The 22,703-nt window shown below is 47.0% G+C and carries 24 protein-coding genes and 1 tRNA gene; 13 read left to right on the forward strand and 12 right to left on the reverse strand.

What is annotated here, in order from left to right; genetic code table 11:
• Positions 1–105 precede the first annotated feature (105 nt).
• Together AC3A14_RS17315 and AC3A14_RS17320 are read right to left on the reverse strand one after the other, a co-directional pair.
• Positions 106–621: a LabA-like NYN domain-containing protein gene (locus AC3A14_RS17315; protein WP_271939944.1), complete on the reverse strand. Its 516-nt coding sequence runs from the start codon at positions 619–621 to the stop codon at positions 106–108.
• Between the two features lie 354 nt (positions 622–975).
• The gene (locus AC3A14_RS17320) at positions 976–1,833 is read right to left on the reverse strand and encodes a sulfurtransferase (protein WP_318733408.1); all 858 of its coding nucleotides are present in this window, start codon (positions 1,831–1,833) and stop codon (positions 976–978) included.
• Positions 1,834–2,004: 171 nt separating this feature from the next.
• On the opposite strand from AC3A14_RS17320, the gene AC3A14_RS17325 reads away from it, so the two are divergent.
• Complete coding sequence (locus AC3A14_RS17325; protein ID WP_318733407.1) at positions 2,005–2,892, forward strand: tRNA (5-methylaminomethyl-2-thiouridine)(34)-methyltransferase MnmD; 888 nt, start codon at positions 2,005–2,007, stop codon at positions 2,890–2,892.
• Positions 2,893–2,917: 25 nt separating this feature from the next.
• Here AC3A14_RS17325 and AC3A14_RS17330 read toward each other — a convergent pair whose 3' ends face one another.
• The gene (locus AC3A14_RS17330; RefSeq protein ID WP_318699509.1) at positions 2,918–3,835 is read right to left on the reverse strand and encodes a CoB--CoM heterodisulfide reductase iron-sulfur subunit B family protein; all 918 of its coding nucleotides are present in this window, start codon (positions 3,833–3,835) and stop codon (positions 2,918–2,920) included.
• Between the two features lie 284 nt (positions 3,836–4,119).
• On the opposite strand from AC3A14_RS17330, the gene AC3A14_RS17335 reads away from it, so the two are divergent.
• From AC3A14_RS17335 to AC3A14_RS17365, 7 genes are all read left to right on the forward strand, one after another.
• Positions 4,120–4,365 (forward strand): acyl carrier protein, encoded by a 246-nt coding sequence (locus tag AC3A14_RS17335; protein ID WP_271939948.1) that lies wholly within the window; start codon positions 4,120–4,122, stop codon positions 4,363–4,365.
• Positions 4,366–4,472: 107 nt separating this feature from the next.
• A complete protein-coding gene (gene fabF, locus AC3A14_RS17340; protein WP_318699508.1) occupies positions 4,473–5,732 on the forward strand; it encodes a beta-ketoacyl-ACP synthase II in 1,260 nt (419 codons plus the stop codon).
• Between the two features lie 144 nt (positions 5,733–5,876).
• Positions 5,877–7,880, forward strand: coding sequence for a transketolase (tkt, locus tag AC3A14_RS17345; protein WP_318733406.1), 2,004 nt, complete (start codon positions 5,877–5,879; stop codon positions 7,878–7,880).
• A gap of 149 nt (positions 7,881–8,029) precedes the next feature.
• Positions 8,030–8,212, forward strand: a complete 183-nt coding sequence (locus tag AC3A14_RS17350) for a hypothetical protein (protein WP_318699506.1) — start codon at positions 8,030–8,032, stop codon at positions 8,210–8,212.
• Between the two features lie 247 nt (positions 8,213–8,459).
• On the forward strand, positions 8,460–9,128 hold the full coding sequence (locus AC3A14_RS17355; protein WP_318733405.1) for an Npun_F0813 family protein: 669 nt from the start codon (positions 8,460–8,462) through the stop codon (positions 9,126–9,128).
• A gap of 128 nt (positions 9,129–9,256) precedes the next feature.
• Complete coding sequence (locus AC3A14_RS17360; RefSeq protein WP_318699504.1) at positions 9,257–10,201, forward strand: hypothetical protein; 945 nt, start codon at positions 9,257–9,259, stop codon at positions 10,199–10,201.
• Between the two features lie 127 nt (positions 10,202–10,328).
• Positions 10,329–11,270, forward strand: a complete 942-nt coding sequence (locus AC3A14_RS17365; RefSeq protein WP_318719739.1) for a hypothetical protein — start codon at positions 10,329–10,331, stop codon at positions 11,268–11,270.
• Here AC3A14_RS17365 and AC3A14_RS17370 read toward each other — a convergent pair.
• Entirely contained in the window at positions 11,267–11,524 is a 258-nt protein-coding gene (locus AC3A14_RS17370) for a lipopolysaccharide assembly protein LapA domain-containing protein (protein WP_413039116.1), read from the reverse strand. The two genes, AC3A14_RS17365 and AC3A14_RS17370, sit on opposite strands and share 4 nt — an antisense overlap.
• Positions 11,525–11,792: 268 nt before the next feature.
• Between AC3A14_RS17370 and AC3A14_RS17375 the strand changes: the two genes are divergently transcribed.
• On the forward strand, positions 11,793–12,005 hold the full coding sequence (locus AC3A14_RS17375) for a DUF2839 domain-containing protein (protein WP_413039117.1): 213 nt from the start codon (positions 11,793–11,795) through the stop codon (positions 12,003–12,005).
• A gap of 186 nt (positions 12,006–12,191) precedes the next feature.
• Positions 12,192–12,578, forward strand: a complete 387-nt coding sequence (locus AC3A14_RS17380) for a DUF1815 family protein (RefSeq protein ID WP_318733403.1) — start codon at positions 12,192–12,194, stop codon at positions 12,576–12,578.
• Positions 12,579–12,849: 271 nt separating this feature from the next.
• On the opposite strand, the gene ligA is transcribed toward AC3A14_RS17380, so the two are convergent.
• Together ligA and dxs are read right to left on the reverse strand one after the other, a co-directional pair.
• Entirely contained in the window at positions 12,850–14,886 is a 2,037-nt protein-coding gene (ligA, locus tag AC3A14_RS17385) for an NAD-dependent DNA ligase LigA (protein WP_318733402.1), read from the reverse strand.
• Between the two features lie 140 nt (positions 14,887–15,026).
• The gene (dxs, locus tag AC3A14_RS17390) at positions 15,027–16,937 is read right to left on the reverse strand and encodes a 1-deoxy-D-xylulose-5-phosphate synthase (RefSeq protein ID WP_318733401.1); all 1,911 of its coding nucleotides are present in this window, start codon (positions 16,935–16,937) and stop codon (positions 15,027–15,029) included.
• A gap of 148 nt (positions 16,938–17,085) precedes the next feature.
• On the opposite strand from dxs, the gene AC3A14_RS17395 reads away from it, so the two are divergent.
• On the forward strand, positions 17,086–17,703 hold the full coding sequence (locus AC3A14_RS17395) for a hypothetical protein (RefSeq protein WP_318733400.1): 618 nt from the start codon (positions 17,086–17,088) through the stop codon (positions 17,701–17,703).
• A 144-nt stretch (positions 17,704–17,847) separates the two neighbouring features.
• A complete protein-coding gene (locus tag AC3A14_RS17400) occupies positions 17,848–18,174 on the forward strand; it encodes an antibiotic biosynthesis monooxygenase (protein ID WP_413038751.1) in 327 nt (108 codons plus the stop codon).
• 138 nt (positions 18,175–18,312) lie between these two features.
• Here the strand turns inward: AC3A14_RS17400 and psb32 are convergent, their stop codons facing one another.
• The 6 genes from psb32 to AC3A14_RS17430 all read right to left on the reverse strand — a co-directional run bounded on the left by psb32 (position 18,313) and on the right by AC3A14_RS17430 (position 22,046).
• Positions 18,313–18,996, reverse strand: a complete 684-nt coding sequence (psb32, locus tag AC3A14_RS17405; protein ID WP_318733399.1) for a photosystem II repair protein Psb32 — start codon at positions 18,994–18,996, stop codon at positions 18,313–18,315.
• A gap of 89 nt (positions 18,997–19,085) precedes the next feature.
• Positions 19,086–19,562, reverse strand: coding sequence for a universal stress protein (locus AC3A14_RS17410; RefSeq protein ID WP_318733398.1), 477 nt, complete (start codon positions 19,560–19,562; stop codon positions 19,086–19,088).
• Between the two features lie 258 nt (positions 19,563–19,820).
• The gene (locus tag AC3A14_RS17415) at positions 19,821–20,009 is read right to left on the reverse strand and encodes a hypothetical protein (RefSeq protein WP_318697937.1); all 189 of its coding nucleotides are present in this window, start codon (positions 20,007–20,009) and stop codon (positions 19,821–19,823) included.
• 67 nt (positions 20,010–20,076) lie between these two features.
• Complete coding sequence (locus AC3A14_RS17420; protein WP_318733397.1) at positions 20,077–21,291, reverse strand: aminotransferase class V-fold PLP-dependent enzyme; 1,215 nt, start codon at positions 21,289–21,291, stop codon at positions 20,077–20,079.
• 28 nt (positions 21,292–21,319) lie between these two features.
• A tRNA-Asn gene (locus AC3A14_RS17425) sits at positions 21,320–21,391 on the reverse strand.
• A 103-nt stretch (positions 21,392–21,494) separates the two neighbouring features.
• Positions 21,495–22,046, reverse strand: a complete 552-nt coding sequence (locus AC3A14_RS17430) for an NYN domain-containing protein (RefSeq protein ID WP_318733396.1) — start codon at positions 22,044–22,046, stop codon at positions 21,495–21,497.
• A 259-nt stretch (positions 22,047–22,305) separates the two neighbouring features.
• Here AC3A14_RS17430 and AC3A14_RS17435 point away from each other — a divergent pair.
• A partial coding sequence (locus AC3A14_RS17435) for a hypothetical protein (RefSeq protein WP_318733395.1) occupies positions 22,306–22,703 on the forward strand: 398 nt, incomplete at its 3' end.

Genomic DNA, 22,703 nt, shown 5'->3' on the forward strand with positions numbered 1-22,703 from the left:
GGATATAGGGGGATTTTTCTTACTGTATCTCATTACAGCGCAAACTGCTGTATCGGCCTAGAAATAAAAGGATAAAATCGGGTTTTCTTTATCCAGTAACCAGTACTATAAATCCGTTTTCTCGATTAACGGTCGAATATCATTAAGGTCAATATAGCGATCCGTCGCATTGCGCAGTTCCCTAGCAATCATGCCTTCTGTCGATACTACTGTAATATGGGTACTTTTGGAACGCAGCAACTCGATCGCTCGCTCAAAGTCCCCATCCCCACTAAATAAAATCACCCGGTCATATTGCTCGACGGTATTAAACATATCAATAACAATTTCTATATCTAAATTTGCTTTTTGGGAATAGCGACCTGAATGGTCATCATAATATTCCTTGAGGATTTTCGTTCGTACTGTATAACCTAAACTAATTAAGGCATCTCGAAATCCTCTTTGATCTTGGGGGTCTTTAATTCCTGTATACCAAAAGGCATTGGCTAAATCCATTTCTTCTTTGCCTGCAAAGTATTCTAAAACCCGTTTTGGATCAAAAAACCAGCCATTTTTTTGTTGGGCATAGAACATATTGTTTCCATCCACAAAGATTGATACACGATTTTTATATCCCATAAAATGTTTGTCCTAGACTATTTGAGGTGCATACGAGATCGTTAACGGTCGGCAAAGTAGCTAACCGTTCAAACACAAAACCCACCCCATCCAATTGGGCCATTTAGGCCTATTTTGGGGGGCACTATTGAGCGTTAAAGTAAAAAATTCAGGAGAAAGCTAGACCTGAAAATGGAGTCAATAGAATTGAGGGTAAAAATTGAGTTGTAAGGGTTTTAATAGAAAAAACAAAGCGATAAAGTCGCCTAAAAATCATACAAGAATAATGAGATATAATCGATTAGAGAAGGGTCTCTAATCTGATTTAAATCTCTAAATTCTGGTTCTATTATGACAGAAAGTCTTCGCTTTTGCTCAAGAGTTAGGAAATTCTGTGGCAATGGGGTGTTGGGGATAAGAACACCAATCACTCCAACTGCCAGCATAGAGTTTTTCTTGGGGTCTTCCGGCTAGAGCTAAGGAAAATAAGTTAACACAAGCTGTGACTCCAGAACCACAATATACCCAGAATTCTGAATCGACAGGATAGTCTTGCCATCGAGCTTTGTGGTAGTTTACGGATTGTGTCCATCCTGATTCAGTCGTAATCTCTTGCCACGGGTAATTAATCGCGCCAGGAATATGACCAGCTACCGGATCGATGGGTTCGGTTTTACCGATGTATCGGTCATAGGCTCTGGAGTCTACCAAAGTCACATCCGATCGCTCTCCTAATTGCTTAATGGCTTCACAATCAACAACCCAATTGGATTGAATCTGAGGAATAAATTTTCCTGGCTGTTTCGCTACGCTCGGTTCTTGACGGATTGGATATCTAGCTTCTTGCCAGCCATTCCAACCTCCATCTAAAATTGCAACTTGTTCGTGGCCTAGATAGCGCAGTAGCCACCAACAGCGGGAGGCAAAGGCCATACGGGAGTTATCATAGGCAACCACTAAAGTCTCGCCGGATTTAACTCCTAATTGAGAGAGTTTGGCTGCCAATGTTTCTGGATCGGGCAAGGGATGACGACCACCATGGGTTTGTACGGGACTAGATAAGTCTTCATTAAGGTGGAGATAAAAAGCTCCAGGAATATGCCCAACTTCGTATTCTTGTTGCCCTTGTTGCGGGTTGGCAAGGGAGAAGCGGCAATCAATAACGACGAGTTGAGGGTCTTCTAGGTGTTCAGATAACCATTGTGGAGTAACGAGAAGGGAGGGAAAGGTCATAATCAATTAAACATTAAAACTTAAAAATGGGTTTGGGTGGGGGTAAGTTCGCTTGTCGTGAGAGCAATGTTCAATTTACCGCGATCGCGGATTCTCCAGCAAGAGGCTAAGGCTGTTGGGTGATAGCCTATTTCCTATTGCTAGAATGCCTATTCCCTGATGGATCAAATAATGCCTTTTACTCCTCAACCCACTGGTGATGGATCGTGGACATTCTTTTCCCCGGAATTTGGGGAACTGTTTCATTCCCACCACGGAGCGAAGCAGGAAGCGAAAAAGAAGTTTGTGGGACCGACTCGACTGGCGGAGCGATCGCCCACAGGTGAGGTCAGTTTGCTCGATATCTGCTATGGACTAGGCTACAATAGCGCCAGTGCCCTCGAAACTCTGTGGTCGGTGAATCCCCAATGTCAGGTGAGTTGGGTGGGATTAGAACTCGATAAACGGGTGCCAGAAACGGCGATCGCCCACCAATTCCACAAAAACTGGCCCCATCCTATTAACACCATTTTGCCCCAACTCGCCAGCACTGGAGAAGCCACCACGCCCCAATTTACTGGCACACTCCACATCGGTGATGCCCGCCAAACCTTAGCCTCTATCATTGCCCAAGGCTTCCAAGCGGATGCTATCTTTCTCGATCCTTTCTCTCCTCCCACCTGTCCCCAACTGTGGACAGTGGAGTTTCTGGACTTAGTCGCTCAAGCTCTCAAACCGGAGGGCTATCTAGCCACTTATTCCTGCGCTGCTTCAGTTCGCACCGCTCTCAAATTAGCTGGATTTCAGATAGGAACGACCTCCCCAGTGGGCAGGAAATCTCCAGGAACCTTAGCCCGATTTTGCTCTAACGATCTGATGCCCTTATCCGAGAAAGAACAGGAACATCTGCAAACTCGCGCTGCTATTCCCTATCGAGATCCTACCTTAGCGGATACGGCTGAAATGATTCAACAGCGCCGACAACAGGAGCAACAAACCAGTATCTTAGAGCCAAGTTCCCACTGGAAAAAGCGTTGGAATCATAGTGGGAGGGGGATAAGCGAGGATGCAGACAAATGAGGCATTGTCTTTTACCTATTCCCTATTAAAGTAAACCCAATTTCTCTAAGACGGGTGCTGTCGAAACCACATGACGCTCTAACCCCAACACTTGGGGAGAAAGTCCTAGAGCTAAACCCACTAACTGGGGTAAATGGAGAACGGGTAAGCCCAAAGGTTGCTCAACCACCCGTGCAACTTCGGGTTGCCTGGAGTCTAGATTCAGGTGACAGAGGGGACAGGGAGTAACTAAACAATCGGCTCCAGCGGCGATCGCCTCTTGCAAATGCCCTCCTGCCATCTTAAACGACTCCGTCGTCGCATAGCTAGAAATCGGCCAACCACAGCATTGAGTCCTGCCCCGATAATAAACCGGACTCGCCCCCACCGCCTCAAACAAGTTTTCCATCGACCGGGGATCGTGGGGATTTTCCCAAGCCCTTTCCTGTCCGCGCAACAGATAACAGCCATAGAACGCCGCACAATTTAAGCCTTTTAGGGCACGACTGACCTGCTTCTGAATCGCCTCTAGACCATAATCAGCCACCAGTACCCAGAGTAAATGCTTTACTTGAGTTGAACCTTGGTATGGGCTACATCCCTGCTGTTTGAGCAACCCATTGACCTGTTCCATATAGGCTGGATCGTTCTCTTGAGAATGTTTTAACCGCTCATCCACATGGCCAATCACCCCCTGACAAGTGCTACAATGGGTCAAAAGTGGTAAATTAAGTTCTTCTGCCAAAGCAATATTCCGGGCATTTACCGTATCTTCCAAGAGTTGCGAATCTTCCTTAAACGTGCCCGAACCACAACAAGAAGCCTTTTTGAGTTCCAACAAATCAATGCCTAATGCTTTGGCAACTTCTCCCGTTGACTGGTATAACTCTCGACAAGCCCCCTGGGCAACACAGCCAGGAAAATAAGCATATTTCAGGGAGGAGGAGAGGGATGATGTAACCATGGGCTGTTCTCTATTCACACAACACAAGACCTTTAACACTGTATCGCTCTGGCAACCGACTAGGGTAATCTTCATCTAAAGTTAAGGTCCAACCCAGTCCCCGCGACTCCCGACTCCCGACTCCCACCAAAATCATCTCATGTACGGGCGGGTTTAACCGGAACTGAGACAAGAAACGATAAGCTCGTAAACCCGCCCCCTTTCCGATAAGATCAAAAAATGCTTAGAATGATAAGTTGCACAGTAAACCAGTTAAGCCAATTTATTAAGGAAGAAATTAAGCCATGTCAGAAACAACATTCGACAGAGTCCAAAAAATCGTTGCCGACCAGCTCGGAGTAGAAGCAGAAAAGGTCAAACTAGAAGCCAGCTTTACTGAAGATCTAGGTGCTGACTCTCTCGATACCGTAGAGCTAGTTATGGCTCTAGAGGAAGAGTTTAATCTTGAAATCCCCGATGATGCCGCTGAGAAAATTGAGACCGTCAAAAACGCTGTAGACTATATCGAAAAGCAAGGAACCCCTGCCTAAATCTGACTTTATTGATCGCTAACGAAAGTCTTTCGTCCTTTGTCCTTTGTCCAGATGGCAATCGACGAATGGCAAATGACGAATGACGCAAGTTTTAAGAAAAACCCATGACACATTTGGAACAAAAACGGGTAGTTGTGACCGGACTCGGAGCAATCACCCCCATAGGCAATACGCTAAAAGACTATTGGGACGCACTGCTACAGGGCAAAAGTGGGATTGGGCCGATTACCCATTTTGATCCGTCTAACCATGCTTGTCAGATTGCGGGAGAGGTTAAAAATTTCGATCCGCATGAGTATCTAGGGCAGAAAGAAGCTAAACGGATGGATCGCTTTGCCCAATTTGCTGTTTGTGCCAGTCAACAAACCCTTGAAGATGCTCAGTTTGAAATTACCGATTTGAATGCTCATCAAGTGGGTGTGATTATTGGTACAGGAGTAGGTGGAATCAAAGTTCTGGAAGAGCAACAAGAGACTTACTTGACAAAAGGCGCGAAGAAATGTAGCGCTTTCATGATTCCGATGATGATTGCCAATATGGCAGCCGGATTGACAGCAATTAAAACGGGAGCTAAGGGGCCAAACTCTTGTACTGTAACGGCTTGTGCTGCTGGTTCCCATGCTATTGGAGATGCTTTTAGACTGATCCAACAAGGGTATGCAAAGGTCATGATTTGTGGAGGTTCAGAAGCAGCGGTCACACCGTTGTCAGTCGCTGGATTTGCTAGTGCCAAAGCTTTGTCTACTCGCAATAATGACCCTAGTCGAGCTTCTCGTCCATTTGATCGAGACCGAGACGGGTTTGTGTTGGGAGAAGGAACAGGGATTCTGTTACTCGAAGAACTCGAACATGCCCTCCAGCGCCAAGCTAAAATTTATGCAGAAATGGTCGGTTATGGGATGACCTGTGATGCCTACCATATGACCAAACCCGTTCCTGGAGGAGAAGGAGCTGCTAGGGCAATTTCCTTAGCCTTAAAAGATGCTGGGATTACGCCCGATCAAGTCAGTTATATTAACGCCCATGGAACCAGTACCTCCGCTAACGATCCCACAGAAACCCAAGCGGTAAAAACGGTACTCGGCAAAAGGGCTTATGAAATTGCCATGAGTTCGACCAAATCCATGACGGGACACTTATTGGGGGGTTCAGGGGGTATAGAAGCCGTAGCCACGGTAAAAACGATCGCCGAAGATCGTGTACCGCCAACCCTTAATTTAGATAACCCAGACACAGAAAATGGATGTGACCTTGACTATGTACCCAATGAATCCCGGAAAATGCCCGTAGAGGTGGCTCTATCTAACTCCTTTGGTTTTGGAGGTCATAACGTGACCTTGGTCTTCCGTAAATATCGTTCCTAACCCTTGCACATAACCTCAATTGATTGCCCATCGATCCCCCTAATGGGAACATGGATGTAGAGCATGGGCTAATCCTAAAATCTTGAGATTAGGAGAGGTCTAATTTGTCCAGCCTCTGTACAACAGTATAACCAGCAAAGAACTATGGCCGTTGCAACCCAATCCGTTGAACAACTCTGTATTAACTCGATCCGCTTTCTAGCTATTGATGCCGTTGAGAAAGCCAAATCTGGTCACCCCGGCTTACCCATGGGAGCAGCTCCCATGGCCTTTGTGCTGTGGGATCAATTTATGCGGTTTAATCCTAAAAATCCTCATTGGGTCAACCGCGATCGCTTTGTCCTATCGGCGGGTCATGGGTGTATGCTTCAGTATGCCCTATTGCACTTAACCGGTTACGATCAAGTGACCCTAGAAAGCTTACAACAATTCCGCCAATGGGGTTCAATTACTCCCGGACATCCGGAAAACTTTGAAACTGAAGGTGTAGAAGTTACTACTGGCCCCCTAGGACAAGGGATTGCCAATGGAGTCGGTTTGGCCATGGCTGAAGCTCACTTAGGAGCTAAATTTAATAAACCAGATGCTAAACTGATTGACCATTACACTTATGTAATTCTAGGTGATGGTTGTAACATGGAAGGGGTGTCAGGTGAAGCCTGTTCCCTGGCTGGACACTTAGGACTGGGCAAACTGATTGCTCTTTATGATGATAACCATATCTCCATTGATGGTCATACCGATATCTCCTTCACCGAAGATGTAGGGAAACGATTTGAAGCCTATGGTTGGCACGTACAGCACGTTACCGAGGGAAATACCGGTCTAGATGCGATCGCCGCTGCTATCCAAGCCGCTAAAGACGTAACCGATAAACCCTCACTGATTAAAGTCACCACCACCATTGGTTACGGTTCTCCTAACAAAGCCAATACCCACGGAGTCCATGGAGCAGCTCTAGGAGGAGATGAAGTCCAAGCAACCCGCGACCATTTAGGTTGGACTTATCCTCCCTTTGAACTGCCCCCAGAAGCCCTCGAACGCTTCCGTCAAGCTATTGAAAAAGGGGCAAGTGCTGAAGCCGAATGGAACCAAACCTTAGCCACCTACAAAACAAAATATCCAGCAGACGCAGCCGAATTTGAGCGCATCACCTCCGGAAGCCTCCCCGAAGGTTGGGCCGATGCACTGCCGAGTTATACCCCAGATGATGGGGGAATGGCCACCCGTAAGCACAGCTATACCGTTCTCAATGCCCTTGCTCCCATACTCCCTGAATTAATCGGGGGTTCGGCTGACTTGGCTCCTTCCAATTTAACCCTCATGAAGGTCTCTGGAGACTTCCAAAAAGGCCAATACGAGAATCGTAACCTGCGCTTTGGAGTACGCGAACATGGAATGGGAGCAATCTGTAATGGGATTGTTCTGCACAAAACGGGCTTAATTTCCTACGGTGCAACCTTCCTAGTCTTTACTGACTATATGCGAGCAGCCATTCGCCTATCAGCACTCTCAGAAGCTGGAGTCATTTGGGTGATGACCCACGACTCCATTGCTCTAGGAGAAGATGGTCCAACCCACCAACCTGTGGAAACGATTTCCTCCCTACGAGCGATTCCTAACCTGTTGGTCATGCGTCCAGCAGACGGGAATGAAGTCTCTGGTGCTTACAAAGTAGCCATTGAAAACCGCAACCGTCCGACTTTGTTAGCCCTCACTCGTCAAAATGTTCCTAATCTTCAGGGCAGTGGCATTGACCAAGTGAGCAAGGGTGGATATGTGCTATCTGACTGTGAAGGGACTCCCGATCTAATCCTCATTGGTACAGGTAGCGAAGTATCTTTGTGCGTGAAAGCGGCTGAACAACTGAGCGCTGAAGGTAAAAAAGTGCGTGTGGTTTCTCTGCCTTGTTGGAAACTCTTTGATGAGCAAGATGAAACCTATCGCGAATCTGTATTACCGAAAGCCGTGACCAAACGGTTGGCTGTTGAAGCGGGAACGAGCTTTGGTTGGCATCGCTATCTATCCTCAGAAGGCAGTATGGTCAGTATTGACCGATTTGGAGTGTCCTCTCCTGGCGGTACAGCAATGGAAAAATTTGGCTTTACCGTTGATAACGTGGTTGCTCGGGCCAAAGCTCTACTCTAGAGCCAATGACCGGCTAAACCCAGTCTAACTTCCCATCAGGAAGAAGGAGATACACTCTTCATTTCTTCCTGGTTTCCCTATTTGCCTATCCCCTTATTGCCTATTGCCCTTTGCCCTCCAACTCTTGAGCAAGAATTAGGATAAAAAGAATGCCACAAGCAACCTGGGGACTGCTCCTCAAAGTTCTATCCTCCTCTGTCCTTATTTCTTTTGCCATTAAGTATGGTGGAAGTTGGCTTCCTCTGGCGGCTAACCCCATAAGTGCCCTAACGTTAATTCTTTTACCCACCCTGGTGATGTTAGTCTTATTTGCCTGGCGAGGCTTCCCTTAAATACTTTTATTATCCTTATTTTGTGCTAATGAAGAATAAGCCGGTATTCTAGAATTAGAGCGAATTATCCATGCAGATTATAATTCGTACTTAAATCTCTGTGCGATCGCTCAAACCGGTAGTCAAGGCTTTGATCTGGCTCCGGAATTAGCAAAAATCTGCCCCAGGAGGGAATTTCTCTCAGACCGTCTCGCTCAACGGCCTTTACCCATCCTCTTCTTCTGATCGGAGTCAACTAGCAGCGCCCATGTTTATTCTCAAACGGCAGGATGTTGAACTTTCCAAAATTCAGCACCCCAGCGCAGAACAACCCATCCCCATCCTTACCTATCAGGGACAAACCTATCGCCTGCTCAAAGTATTTGAAGCCCATCAAGCAGAAGAAGCCAAAGCCCTGTGGCGAGATTTAATTGACAATAAAGGGAAAGTCTCTGTATTGCTCCAAGAACCGGAACGTCATAGCGTTTGGGGTAAAATTCGCCTCGATCAAGGCGAAGAAGGCTCAAGTTCCGATCAGGCTCTGCCGTTCCTGTTCACTCAAGGTGTTTTTTTAATGGCTCAAGCGGTGGCGATCGATATTGAAGACCTGTTGGGACCCAAACAAGCCAAAGCATTTGAAAAAAGTCTGACTCACGTCTTTCAACAATGGAATTTACCCCATGCTGGCTCGAAGGAAACCATTGTACAACTGATCAGCATTGACCCTCTAGAAGATGGGTTCCCCACTAACGCTTGGAAAGAAGTCGATCTGAGTAATTTTTTGCGGGAAGTGCATCGCTTAGGCAAAGACTACTTTGGCAATACCAGTTTTGCTGTAGGCGCAATGGAAGTCTTAGACGATTTGTCCGATAGCGATCGCCAATCTTTCGTAGACTGGTTAAGACAATCGGGATTAGCCAAACTTTGGAAAGACTAATTGACTTTCATCTACCATCTGCCCATAATCTTCCCAATTTCCCCTAAGATGTCAATAATACCTTAAACCTGCTAACGTTGTGGTTTATCTCCAGCGGCTAACACCTGTCATGAGTTCAGGGAATTTCTATGAGTAGTTCTGCCCAAAAATCATCAAAATCGATCTTTACCACCCAATCCATCGTTTTAGCTGGAATCACTTGGGGAATCCTTTCCCTATTGTTTTTCCTCCTTTTCAGTGCTAACCCTCCCAACTGGTACTCTCCCCTAACCTACATTTTTGGATTCGTTAGCAACCTCGCAGCCGCTTTTCTGTGTTTTAGAAACTGGAAAAGTCCTCAAATTGTTAGCGGCCGGAGTGTGTGGTTGGGTATCGGACTTGGCATGTTCTTTTACTTCCTGGGAGATATCCTCTTTGGCATATGGGAACTGGTCTTTAACCAAAACCCTGCGGTGTCTCCTGGAGATCTCTTCTACATCATTTCTTATATTTGTCTCTCAGTTGGCTTGTTTTTAGCTGTTACCACCAGACGGCTTAATTTAGAACTGAAGCAATGGCTGATTGTGGCAGGAATTTTTCTCACATCAACATTACTGGCGGTTTGGCTATCGCTACCCGCAGGAGTAGATGTTGAGGCAACATCGGCTCAACCTGTGGCAACTCAAACCCAAGTAGCAGCCGCAGAAGCCCCAGCAGAAACGCCAGCAACTCAGAGTGCCCCAGAAATTGTGATTAAACTTGAAGAAACCCTTCAACCCCTAGAAAGTGTTGTCACTCTGCTTTACACGATTTTGGATGTGCTGCTCTTAATTGCAGCCAGTACAGTATTACTGGCCTTCTGGGGGGGAAGAACCTCTCAATCTTGGCGGATGATTGCGGCGGCGGCCTTTTCCCTCTATATTGCCGATATGTGGTTTAAATATGCGATCGCTCGCGTACCGGACTACGAAAGTGGTGGACTCCTAGAAATTTTTTGGATCTTTAGCCCCATTCTATTTGGGATTGGTGCAGCCCTAGAATTTGACTTGTCTACTCGCTCAACTCGTCGTAGTCGCAGACGAGGCTCGAATTAATTCAATCAAGTTCTATACAAATTTAGTTTCCTTTCTAGCCATTGATTGGGTATTGTGGAAAAGAGATCATTTTTACAAGTAACGACTTGGTGTTCTCTTGTTGTCTTGTCTACGGTGAAGTAGTCTTATGTCTCCAAGAAAACTAACAGAATCTGAAAAAGTCGATATCATTAAAACCTATCGTGAGACAGTAGAGACCACTTCAACTTTGGCAACTCGCTACAGTGTTAGTAATTCTACGATTAGTCGCTTACTTAAGGCCCGTCTGCCAGCCGCCGAATATGAAAATTTGGTGCAGCAAAAACGTGCTGCTGCGGGTAAAGGTAAAATGCCAAGTCTCTCAAATGTGAGTGAACCGGAGTCCCCCAAAGCTTCTCAACCTGAAGTGCAACAGGTCGATCTTCGTTTGGCTACTCCTGCTTCGGATGCAAAAGTTGATGCGGATGAGCAAGAGGATTTATCTTTGGAGAGCAAACCGAAAAAAGTGCGATCGCGTTTGAATGCAGTAACGGATAGCTCTGAGACAGTCATCCACCCTTCCATACCTGGCTTGAATCTGGTTAGCTCCGATCTGGATACGGAGAATGGTGAGGAAGATGAGCAGGAATACTATGCCCAAGCGAGTACCTTACGAGAATTGCTGGGAGAAGATTTAGATGAGGAAGATCTCGATGAGGATGAGGATGAAGATGACCTGGATGATGATTATTATGAGAGCACTCGGTTAGCTATCCCTGGGGGTATTCCGGCTAAAGTGGAGGTTCTGCCTCTCTCAGAAGCAGCTTTGCCCAGAATTTGTTATTTGGTGATCGATCGGGGAGCAGAGTTGATTACTCGTCCGTTGAAGGAATTTGCACAGTTGGGCCAAATTCCTTCTGCTGAGGTGAGTGAGCGGACGTTACCGGTGTTTGATAATCATCGGGTAGCGCGCCGATTTTCTCGCCGTAGTCAGAGGGTGATTAAGGTTCCCGATAGCCGTATGTTACCGAAAACTCGCCCTTATTTGTACGCGAAGGGGATTACACGGTTGTTGTTTGATGGCCAGGTGTATTCTTTAGATCAGAATTAATCCCATCTGGAAGGGTCTAGATCTTGGGGTTCAGAGAAGGGGGAGGTCTTGTTGCTCCTCCAAGGTAGAATCAGAAGACCAGCAAGAAGTCCAAGAGATGCACTAAAGGCTAAGAGGATGCCTACTGGGATCTGTACGGACTCAAAAAGCAGGAATTTGAGGGATACAGGGGTGGCATTCTGGACGGAGAGAATGGCGATCGCACTAATCCAAACACTAAGCAGTAGGGTTAGACTCAGATGACGGGCTATCATAACTAGAAAAAACAACTCAGGGTAGTGTCTGAATGGATTATATAGCGCTGGGCGCTGGTAATGGTAATTCGTCAGAAGTTAAGGGAGGTAATAGGCGATAGAAAATGTCCTAACTATCCTTTGCACTGCCATATCTTGACAATCGAGTGGGGAAATATCGCAAAACGTATCGTTTTTTATTGTTTTGTCAACACAGTGGCACGAATCTCTAAGGACAGGCTATTATCAGGATCTAGGTTTAGTTAATTGGTTATTGCGCGAATCAGTTATGGGTGAAGCGAAACGCCGTAAAGCTGCTCTAGGAGAACAGTATGGCCAGGAAAAGACCATATTACCCTGGTTACCAGTTACCCAATCACAAGCTGACCGGTTTGTCAAGTGGACAAGCACTGGAGCTTGGATTGGCATTGGGGTCATGATTGCAGTATGGGTAACGGTTCGATTTATTGGCCCCAGTTTTGGCTGGTGGCAAGTGAACTAATCATTCGAGGGAAAACCCGAGTGTATCTCAGAATACAGCCTTACCCAAGAAGATGCTCTTATGGTGAAGCGGAGTCCATTCGCGAGAAGGTTGGTTAATCCCTAGATCAGTTCTAAGAAATCTGAGAAAATTCTTAAGAAATTATAAAACCGTCTAGAATAGTGTGGTGAGTGGAGGGAAATAAAGGTGTTTATCCGATTAGCACACCAACATAGACAATTTGTCCAAGATCTGGTCATGAGCCTTCAGGCGTTGGCCATTGTCCTGGAGCGCCAGGGGTATTTAGCCTCGTGCTATACCTGTGGCGATCAAATGAATAGCGCATCCTTTATGGTGAGCTTAGGAGATAACCATCTAATTCGGTTTTTGGTTTCTGATTATGGGATTACCTGGACAGAAATGCGCGATGACCGAGAGCTGATGAAACTCGAAGGTGCAGAGGCGATCGCCCAACTTCAAGAGTTAGCCAATCTAGCAAAACGGGATAAACTACCCGAAGAGCCTCCATTAACAGGTGCGGTGCCCCAAAAGACAAAGTCTTCTGGAATGAAGGTTCTTCCCAGAGTAGGATGAGAAGATGATCAGTTGTATGATTGAGCGTACTGGTGGATTTTCCGCCAGGAAGTTTTTTGTGCCCTTAAGTGGAAGTGCGCTTCCATCTTAAAGAAATGGGTGAAAACTAATAATTTATCGTTTGTCTCTTCATTCTGAGGGTTTCGGGTGTGATAACTACCAGATCTGCATCCTCGAGATAGACTTAGATTCTAATACAATTTCTCTTTAAGCCTCCCATTCATCAATCCTTGCCAGACAATTGGCTCTAAGCCGATTATTAAGGGCATATTCAGATAGAAACGGAATCATCTAGCAAATCCAGTAGCTGTGCTTCTGTTAGTTGGGTGATGTTTAATCTTTCTGCCTTGGTTAACTTGGAGCCAGGGTTATCGCCAACAACGACATAATCGGTTTTGGCACTAACAGAACTGCTGACTTTTCCTCCTGCTGCTTCAATACGGGTTTTGGCTTGCGATCGCGTTAAAGTAGGCAGTGTCCCGGTAAGTACAAAGGTTTTGCCCGTCAGAGAGGTTGAGGAAGCCGCAGAAGTTGAGGGGGCAGCAGATAAGGATAAACCTAAGGCTTGTAAGCGTTGGATTAAGGTTTGATTTTCGGCAACTTGAAACCATTCAGCGATCGCCGCGCTCATTTCTGAACCAATTCCATATACACTCTCTAAGTCGCTCTCTGTGGCTTTAGCGAGTTGTCCGATAGAGGGAAAGGCTTTACATAAGAGCTTCGCGTTTGTAGCTCCCACATGGCGAATGCCGATCGCATACAAGATACAATGCCAAGGGCGAGTTTTGGAAGCCGAGATCGCCTGTACCAGCTTTTCAGCAGATCTCTGACCCATACGGTCTAACTGCATTAAATCATCAATCGTCAATTCATACAAGTCTGGGAGCGATCGCACCAACTCCTGCTCGACCAATTGCGCTGCCAGTTTTTCCCCCAAGCCGTCGATATCCAGGGCATCCCGACGCACCGCATGGATCAGAGCGCCGCGTAGAATTCCGGGACAAGAAGGATTGACACACCGGGGCACAGCTTCTGTTTCCACTCGCACCACCGGGGAATTACACTCAGGGCAAAGGGTGGGCATTTCGTAGCGGGTAGCTTCAGGGGGGCGCAGTTCCGGTAAAACGCGCACGACTTCGGGTATGATTTCTCCAGCTTTGCGGATAATTGCCGTATCGCCAATACAGAGATCGAGTTCAGCGATGCGATCGGGGTTGTGCAACGTAGCACGTTTGACCGTGGTTCCTGCCAGTTGGATGGGTTCGAGTTCAGCCACGGGGGTTAGCGCTCCTGTTCTGCCCACCTGCACCGTCACCGATTTAACGACTGTGGGTAACTCTTCGGCAGGATATTTGAGAGCGATCGCCCAGCGAGGGAATTTGTTCGTAAAGCCGAGTTGGGTTTGTAACGCTCGATCGTTGAGTTTCACCACCACACCATCCGTGAGATAGGGGAGTTGGTGGCGATCGGTTTCCCAGCGCGTATAATATTGCTCCACCTCGGTTAAAGAGGGGCAGAGGGTGCGATTGGGATTGACCTTAAATCCCCAGCCTGAGAGCCATTCCAGCGCTTCCCACTGGCTTTGGGGCAAATTTGAGGTTTCCGGCAAATGAAGGGTGTAGGCGAAGAAATCTAAGCGGCGAGCAGCGACAATTCGGGGGTCGAGTTGGCGCAGGGTTCCGGCGGCGGCATTGCGGGGGTTGGCGAAGGGGGGTTCGCCTGCTTCCGTGCGTTCCTGATTGAGACGGGCAAACACTTCTAGGCTCAGAAACGCTTCTCCCCGCACTTCGACGCGCTCCGGGATGGCTTCCCCCGTTAAGCGCAGGGGAATGGAGCGAATCGTTTTCACATTGGAGGTAATCTCTTCTCCAATCGTGCCATTGCCACGGGTTGCCCCCCGCACGAGTACCCCTTGTTCGTACGTTAGGGCTAAAGCAGAGCCATCAATTTTCAGTTCGCAGATGTATTCGGGCGGGGTTTCGGAGGGCATAGAACCCGCGTAGCGCATCCATCGGTCTTGCCATTGGCGAAATTCGGCCAGGTTAAAGGCATTTTCCAGACTGTAGAGGGGAACATGATGCTCGACGGAGGTAAACTGCTGTGCCGGTTGGTCGCCCACGCGTTGGGTGGGACTCTCCGGTACAATCAGGTCAGGATATTGGGTTTCCAGGTCTTGGAGTTGGCGATAGAGGCGGTCATAAACGCTATCCTCCATAATCGGATTATCGAGGACATAATATGCATAACTGGCTGTTTGCAACTGTTCCCGCAGCCGAGTCACCTGTTGCACAATTTCCGCAGAAGCCACAACACCTTACCCCATTGAGCGATGATTGATTTATTTTTCAATATTAAATGAACCTGAGCCGAGCGTGGGATAAGGAAAGGAGGATCGGGTAGAGAATGTGATAAACAACTAGCCCACTCCTCCCTCTTAAATTAAGCAAATTAAGCGTTTACAGGGCTGGGTTGCTTTTGGAAAAAGCGATCGCGGATCGAGTCTGCCATTTGGGCTGGCATTAGTCCTAAAGCCGTTTTCGACTCATCCGGTTTAGCATGATCCACGAGGATATCGGGGACACCCAAACGCTGAACGGGAACGACGATATTGGCATCCATCAGTGCTTCTACAATACCAGAACCAAAACCGCCGATTAAGCTGCCTTCTTCTAGGGTGGCGACGCGACCAATTTTCTCGGCTAACGGTAGAATCAGCTCCGTATCTAAGGGTTTAGCAAAGCGAGCATTAACGACAGTCGTTTCTACACCATGTTCGCTCAACAGTTCGGCCACCTGGAGGGCAGGATGCACCATGGAACCATAGGCAACCAGGAGTAAATCGTCACCATTGCGTAAGATTTCCCCTTTACCAATTTCCAGAGGTTCCCACCCTTCTTCCATTAGGGGTACACCATAACCATTGCCGCGAGGATAGCGCATGGCGATCGGACCATCGGTATAATCAATACCAGTAACAATCATCCGTTGCAGTTCTCCCTCATCTTTGGGAGCCATCAGCACCAAATTGGGTAAACAGCGCAAATAGGAGATATCGTACATCCCTTGGTGAGTGGGCCCATCTGCACCAACAATTCCCGCCCGGTCTAAACAGAAGAAGACGGGGAGCTTTTGGATACAGACATCATGAATAACTTGGTCATAGCCCCGTTGCAGGAAGGTCGAATAAATGGCAGCAACTGGCCGCATTCCTTCGCAAGCTAAACCCGCAGCCAGGGTAACGGCATGTTGTTCGGCAATGCCGACATCAATATATTGATCGGGTAATTTGGCATGGAGTTTATCCAAACCAGTTCCCGTAGCCATGGCTGCGGTAATACCGATAATCTTGGGATTATTTTCCGCCAGTTGAGTGAGGGTATGGGCAAAGACCTTGGAATAGGAAGGGGGTTTGGGCTTACTGGAAGGAATCGCCTTACCGGTGGTTAAGTTAAAGGGACTTTGGGCATGATAGCCGACTTGATCGTTTTCGGCGATCGCATATCCTTTTCCTTTAGTCGTCGCCACATGCACTAACACCGGTCCTTCAATTTGGTGTGCTTGCTCAAACGTAGTAATCAACTCCTGTAAATCATGGCCATCTACCGGCCCCATATAAGTAAAGCCTAATTCCTCAATGACTGCCCCGACTTTAGAGACTGCCAAGCGCTTCATCCCTTCTTTGACTCGTTCCATCTCTGGCGTAAAGGTTTCACCAAAGAAAGGAATATGCTTAAACTGCTCTTCTAAGTTATCTGCGAAAAACTGCATCGGCGGACTGAGGCGCATTTTATTCAGATACCGGGAAATCGCCCCCACATTAGGAGAAATGGACATTTCATTATCATTTAAGATGACTAATAGACGAGTATGGGGCAAATGTCCCGCATGGTTAATCGCCTCTAGAGCCATGCCCCCGGTGAGCGAGCCATCTCCAATAATGGCAGCCACCTTATAATTTTCACCCATCCTATCTCGTGCCAAAGCCATTCCTAGAGCCGCAGAAATGCTCGTAGAGGCGTGTCCAGCACCAAAATGGTCAAATTTGCTCTCGCCGCGCTTCAAATAGCCTGCAATGCCATCTTTTTGCCGTAGGGTATGAAAATCATTGTAGCGTCCCGTAATCATTTTATGGGGATAGGCTTGGTGACCCACATCCCAAACCACTTTATCATGGTCAAGATCCAGGGTTTGATAGAGCGCTAAGGTCAGTTCAACCACCCCTAAACCCGGGCCTAAATGACCCCCTGTCGCTGCGATCGTTTGCAGATGCTTTTCTCGGATTTGACGTGCAACTTGTTCCAACTGGGCGATCGACAGGCCATGCAATTGGTTGGGATGAGTGAGTTCACTTAAATGCATAGGTAAGGTGTCCTCATTTTTTCATAAACTTAGTTTTCCATACCTTATCCACTGTAAGTTATTAGAGTGCAGTTGTAGCCTCTAATAACTTACAGTAATAATTAGAAATCACTGCTCGCCCTATTGTTTTTTGTGAGGAGTTGTAAGGATGTCTAATCCTAAATTTCGTCTAACTTCTGTCTTAAATCCTTTGATGGGTGGGGTTTTGCTTACTGCTTTCAGTGCTGTATTGGTGCCACCCCAAGCGGCGATCGCCCGTAATGCCTTTCGGACTTGTGATTATGAGTTAGCCCAGATGGGGATTTCTCCAGAAGATCGTTCTAGAGCTTGTGGCACTGCCTTATATCCAAAAGATATTTCTGGATGTGTAGTAGGAATTGTCAATCGAAATGAGGACATCGATCCCTTAGAAGCCTTGTCCACCTGTCGCCAAGTGCGTCGCCCCTTAGATTTGGCCAGTTGTGTCACTGATATTAATCACATCGACGAATCTGATGCGATCGCTAGTACTGTACTAGAGACTTGTCGGCGTGCCCTTTTGCCCCGACGGTTTGCCCAATGTGTAGTCGGAATGGATCGGGAGATGGACTTAAGCACCCAAGAGGTAATGACTCATTGTATCGAAGCGAGAGATCAACCGAGAGGATTTTATCCGGATTTATCCAATGTTGGGCAACCTTTAGCTCCTACTCCCGGAGCGCCTCCACCCCTACAACCCATTCCTGGAATTGAACCTGATTTAGATCAATTGGGTATACCTAGGTGATAGGGAATGGGGAATAGGGAATAGGCAAAAGGCAATTTCCCCGTGTCCCCGCGTCTGGAGCGTCTCCCATTCCCCCATCCTCCCCAAGCTATGGCAAACTATATAACGGCAACTAAGCGATCGCGTGAGGATGTGAGAGCAACCATGAGTGAATTTTTAGATTATCTCAAACCCAACTATAAATATGCTTATGTGGCAACGGGGGAATTTAAGCCAGGTAAGTTTGCTGAGGCACGAGAATTGTATGAAGAGGCGATCGCTACCTATAGCGAGGGATTTGAGGGAGCCTACTTGCTACAAGAACCGGGAAGTGACCGAGGAATTGCGGTAATCTTCTGGGATCGTATTGAGGATATGGAAGCCAATAAGAGTGAGGCGAACGAAAAGATTTTACACAAGATGCTACCGTTGTTTGTTCAACCTCCGGTAACCACCTTTTATGAAGTCTGTAGTGAAATTAAGCCTAAATAGAGGCAGGATGTAGGGGAGAACAATTTTTCTCTCCTACAGCTACAGCATAGAAAAGGAGAGTTAGGATATTGTCTATTGCCTCTTGCCTGAAACAATAACCTCTAACTATCCTAACTCACTCCTTCTCTGCTATACACCCTATGAATACAACCAGAAATAGGTCACCATGGGAATCACAGTTGCCAGAATCAGCAACACAGCCACCCAAACCATAGCGTTAGAGTTCTTGGTTTCTTCTGCCGACGCAAACGTACTTTCTGCTTGAATCGTGTCTTCAACTAGGGGAGGGCCGGGATCGGGATTACCAGATAGAATAGCGGTTAAGCGATCGCCTGCGCCTAAAAAGGCTCGATTGTAGCGATCGCCACTGCGCAACGGCACTTGCACCGTTTCGCTCGACACACTCTCAGCCATCTCATCAGACAACAGATCCTGCGTTCCCTCTCCTGTCTGAATGGCTGAATTATTGGTCACTACATCCAAAACCAATAACACTTGATTACGTTGTTCCTCTATAGTGGGAAACCACTTTTCAAACAAATCATGGGTAAAGCTATCAATCGTTTCCCCATAATCTAAACGACGAATCGTTACCAAGCGCACCTCATTCCCTGTTTCTTCAGATAGTTCACTGAACTGTTTACTGAGTTTTCCTTCATTTAAGCGACTAATCACATCCGCTCGATCGACGATCCAAGTTGCCTCTCCTGCTTCCACCACAGGCATTTGATAAACCCCCGTAGCTTCTGCCAGTTGCGGATTCATCCACCCCAGCAACAGAGCTAAAATACTGATTAATAATCCCCGAATTGTTGTTTTCATTTTAAATATTGCCTCATTAAAATCCTATCTATCATTTTCATACAATTGATCCAAGGAAAGGGCAAAACCCGGTTTTTCCTCTTCCCCACTCATGGATGTACCAAATACACCGAACAGGGAACATGATGAATCACATAATTACTCACACTACCTAAAAACCATTCCGTTAGATTCGAGCGTCCCCGCCGTCCCATCACCACTAAATCTGCATTCCAAGACTGAGCAAGATCGCAGATAACGCGCCCTGGATTACCATAGGTTTGGGTCAATTCCGTTTCAATATCTGCTTGAACGGCTCGATCTTCAAAGGTCTTGAGTAACTCTAAGCTCTCTTGTTCAAATTTGGCCCATTGATCGTGATAGGATTTCACCCAATCCATACTCAACTGCCCTTCAATCCCTAAACTCACGATCCTCGGATCGGAAGGACTATCAGAGGATTGACTGGATAATACATGTAGCAACATTAACCGAGCCGAATAGGCCTGAGTCAAGACTAAAGTGTGTTCAAAAATGGTATGACTGGTTGGGCTGCGATCGAGGGCAACAAGAATTCGGGATACCATGAGTAATTGTTAATAGATAATAGGTAATGGGTAATGGGCTATCTCCACGTCCCCGCATCTGGAGTATTTTCCCATTCCCAAGCCCCCACCGTCTAGGGAAGGCGAGTGATCCATTGCACAAATAAAGCTCCAATAGTCAGAGTAACAGCAGTTTGTAGTAAATAAATAATTGTCCAGCGTAAAACTTGAGGAATCCCCATGAGCATGACCTCCAAGGTTAATGTAGGGTACAGGGATCGATCTCACCCTAAAGTTGGTTTAACGAAGGGATTGATGGGTTGATAAGGAGGTTTTTTCATAAGTGGTCTCACTGGTGGGTTGAAATGCACTCTGGGAGGACAAAGTTGCGATCCCTATCCGTAACACGGTTGATAGAGTCACTACGACCATTAAGCTCAGGGTGGCTGTTGGCAGAAGGGAGATGAGTTGGGGTTGATTTCTTTTCATGAGAGGTACTCATCAATTCCAGTGAGAGGCTTGAGCCTAGGTTACTGGAGGGAGGAAAAGAAACGCATCACCCATTAGCATCACCCAGTTGGGTGAATTGAGGATGATGGAGAGTAGATGGGAGGGCGATCGCCAAGTTCTGGTAATCAGCCTCGGTATTATAGACTTGGGCGCACACTCTCAGCAACCGATGGGGAATTCCTGGAAAGGCCATGATGGCGACTTCGATATGTCTCTCTTGGGAGAGATGGTTATAGAGGGGAAATGCTGCACCATCAGGTAAGGGAAGAGAGACCATTGAACCGAGACAAGATTCTGGGAGATTACAGGTAATGTTGAGCGTTTCACACAGTAAGCTTTTAGCGCTCAGAATCATTTGATGATTCTGTTGCATGAGTGCTGTCCATCCCCCTGGGAATTGGGTTGCTATAAAATCGATCGCCGTGGGGATGCAGAGATAGGGGGTAAAGTCTTGGGTTCCTGTCCAATCAAATTCTAAATGAAATCGAGAGCGATCGCTACGGGTCGAATTGGCTCCATGACTAATACTCAGGGGACGAATCCGATCTTGTTGCTCTGGTTTAATATACAAAAACCCTGCGCCTTTGGGGGCAAAAAGCCATTTATGACAGTTGCCACTGTAATAGGTTACCTCTAATTCTTCGAGGTTAAGGGGAATTTGACCGGGAGCATGAGCGCCATCCACAAGTAATTCTATGCCTTGGGTTTTCAGAGCTTTGCCCAGGGTTTGAATCGGGAAAATCAAACCGGTCATACTGGCAATATGGTCGATTAGGACTAACCGAGTTTTAGGGGTAACGGCGGCTAAGATGCGATCGGCAATATCTTGCTTGTTTTTTGGAGGAAAGGGAATGGACACCAACACAATTTTAGCCCCAGTCCGATGAGCCACAAACTCTAAAGCATTCCGACAGGCGTTATATTCATGATTGGTTGTCAGCAGTTCATCCCCAGCAGCAAAGGGAAGTGAACGTAATACGGTGTTCACTCCAGTCGTTGCATTGGGAATTAAGACTAAGTTTGAAGGGTTTGCGCCTAAAAATTGGGCTAATCGGTTCCGAGCTTGGTCTAGGAGCGCTTCTAGTTTATGCATGATAAACCCAGTGGGATTTTGCTCTAATTGTTCCCTTAACTGGGTTTGTCGCTCTAGTATAGGGCGCGGACAAGCCCCAAATGCTCCATGGTTCAGGTAAGTTCGGTTGGGATCGAGTGTCCACCACTGCTTCCAAGGAGAGACTTCCTGAGTGCCTGTTGCATTCATGGGTTAAAAAAGGGTTGATTTTTTCAAACTCCCCAGGCCGGATTCGAACCAGCGACCAATCGGTTAACAGCCGACCGCTCTACCACTGAGCTACTGAGGATCACAGTTTCTTAATGTAGCGCTAAGACTAGGGGTTTGTCAAGGGGTTAATCCAACTTTTTTTTGGAGACGATCGCGATCGCGATGGGTTGCACAATTACCCTCTAAGATGGTAAGCCCATACGCCAAGCCGCTAAACGCTTTTGTGCTGTGGCATCCAGCCCACGGAACACAGAAGATCGAGAGACTTTTTTCTCGGTTTTCCGTTGGTCGCGCAGACCTTTTTGACTATTACTGACATCATGGGCTAACCGACTCGCTGACATCCATTCCGCTCCATATCCTACCACCGTCATTTGTTGAGCGCGATCGGAAGTGGCCACAATCAGGCGCTTTTGATATTTTTCAATCGAGCGACTAAATTTAGCACAAGCAATCTCAATATAAGAATCTGCCGTTTGGCCAAAATTGGTGTAATGGACACAAACTTGATGGGTAATCTTTTCCCGATGACTGGGAGAATGTTTGAGATGAGCGTCAAACACAATCCGGGTATCATAGCCCCGGAAGGAACCATAGTTAGTCAGCACTTCAATCAGTTGTTCGCGGGCAACGTCTAGTCCTTGGCGATCGCGGGTTGCTTGCAAATCGCTCCAAGCACCAATAATGTTATAACCATCAACAAATAAAATAGCAGTAGTTCTGGGTCGAGACATGGGTCTGGATCGTCAATTTTCAGTTCCGGATTTGAGCATATTAAGATAGTATAGTGGCATGATGCTGGAATAGTCCTGCTTAAATAGGGGTCTATAAACCCTCAATCCTCTATGGATAAAGGGTTTGGTAGATTTAAATTGAATGCAAGAACTCAAGCCAGAATCACTGTCAATCCAGACGGATTAAACCCTCAGTCAGTTCCTTTAGGAATCTTTTCTGAGAGTTTTCCCAATTAGTAACCGTGAAGGAGTGAAACGGATGAACAAAATAGCAGCCTTCATTGGTGCGTCACTCATTCTCCTAATGCCAGGACAAGCCTCTTGGGCAGAAGAAGCTCAAGCAGAAGGTCGTCCAGTTTGTGAAGCCGCTCAAAAACTTGCCCAAAGTCCTGAAGGCGCAGAACAAACCATTCGTGGCATTGTTCGGAGTATCGTTGGCGATATGGTCACCCTAGAATTAGCCGACGGTGAAGTGCGTACCGTATATCTTGACCGCAGAGAACGAGGATTCATCGGTAACATTTTAGGAGCTGATGTGGTGGTTACTCCCGTTTTCTGTAACCGAGTTTCTCTTTATCGGGAAGCCCCACCACCCGCTAGAGCCTTTACTATTCCTGCCCTGCCGCCCCCGGCTCCCCCACCGAGTCTTCCTCCCCT

The sequence above is a fragment of the Roseofilum sp. genome, assembly GCF_982964205.1.

Excerpts from the sequence above, each read along its gene's own strand:
- AC3A14_RS17315 (WP_271939944.1), bottom strand. The coding sequence starts at position 621 with ATGGGATATAAAAATCGTGTATCAATCTTTGTGGATGGAAACAATATG.
- AC3A14_RS17330 (WP_318699509.1), bottom strand. The coding sequence starts at position 3,835 with ATGGTTACATCATCCCTCTCCTCCTCCCTGAAATATGCTTATTTTCCT.
- AC3A14_RS17420 (WP_318733397.1), bottom strand. The coding sequence starts at position 21,291 with ATGAATGCAACAGGCACTCAGGAAGTCTCTCCTTGGAAGCAGTGGTGG.
- AC3A14_RS17325 (WP_318733407.1), top strand. The coding sequence starts at position 2,005 with ATGCCTTTTACTCCTCAACCCACTGGTGATGGATCGTGGACATTCTTT.
- AC3A14_RS17320 (WP_318733408.1), bottom strand. The coding sequence starts at position 1,833 with ATGACCTTTCCCTCCCTTCTCGTTACTCCACAATGGTTATCTGAACAC.
- AC3A14_RS17430 (WP_318733396.1), bottom strand. The coding sequence starts at position 22,046 with ATGTCTCGACCCAGAACTACTGCTATTTTATTTGTTGATGGTTATAAC.
- AC3A14_RS17395 (WP_318733400.1), top strand. The coding sequence starts at position 17,086 with ATGTCTAATCCTAAATTTCGTCTAACTTCTGTCTTAAATCCTTTGATG.
- AC3A14_RS17350 (WP_318699506.1), top strand. The coding sequence starts at position 8,030 with ATGCCACAAGCAACCTGGGGACTGCTCCTCAAAGTTCTATCCTCCTCT.
- AC3A14_RS17375 (WP_413039117.1), top strand. The coding sequence starts at position 11,793 with ATGGGTGAAGCGAAACGCCGTAAAGCTGCTCTAGGAGAACAGTATGGC.
- dxs (WP_318733401.1), bottom strand. The coding sequence starts at position 16,937 with ATGCATTTAAGTGAACTCACTCATCCCAACCAATTGCATGGCCTGTCG.
- fabF (WP_318699508.1), top strand. The coding sequence starts at position 4,473 with ATGACACATTTGGAACAAAAACGGGTAGTTGTGACCGGACTCGGAGCA.
- AC3A14_RS17400 (WP_413038751.1), top strand. The coding sequence starts at position 17,848 with ATGAGTGAATTTTTAGATTATCTCAAACCCAACTATAAATATGCTTAT.
- AC3A14_RS17370 (WP_413039116.1), bottom strand. The coding sequence starts at position 11,524 with ATGATAGCCCGTCATCTGAGTCTAACCCTACTGCTTAGTGTTTGGATT.
- AC3A14_RS17415 (WP_318697937.1), bottom strand. The coding sequence starts at position 20,009 with ATGAAAAGAAATCAACCCCAACTCATCTCCCTTCTGCCAACAGCCACC.
- psb32 (WP_318733399.1), bottom strand. The coding sequence starts at position 18,996 with ATGAAAACAACAATTCGGGGATTATTAATCAGTATTTTAGCTCTGTTG.
- AC3A14_RS17355 (WP_318733405.1), top strand. The coding sequence starts at position 8,460 with ATGTTTATTCTCAAACGGCAGGATGTTGAACTTTCCAAAATTCAGCAC.
- AC3A14_RS17410 (WP_318733398.1), bottom strand. The coding sequence starts at position 19,562 with ATGGTATCCCGAATTCTTGTTGCCCTCGATCGCAGCCCAACCAGTCAT.
- AC3A14_RS17360 (WP_318699504.1), top strand. The coding sequence starts at position 9,257 with ATGAGTAGTTCTGCCCAAAAATCATCAAAATCGATCTTTACCACCCAA.
- AC3A14_RS17335 (WP_271939948.1), top strand. The coding sequence starts at position 4,120 with ATGTCAGAAACAACATTCGACAGAGTCCAAAAAATCGTTGCCGACCAG.
- tkt (WP_318733406.1), top strand. The coding sequence starts at position 5,877 with ATGGCCGTTGCAACCCAATCCGTTGAACAACTCTGTATTAACTCGATC.
- AC3A14_RS17365 (WP_318719739.1), top strand. The coding sequence starts at position 10,329 with ATGTCTCCAAGAAAACTAACAGAATCTGAAAAAGTCGATATCATTAAA.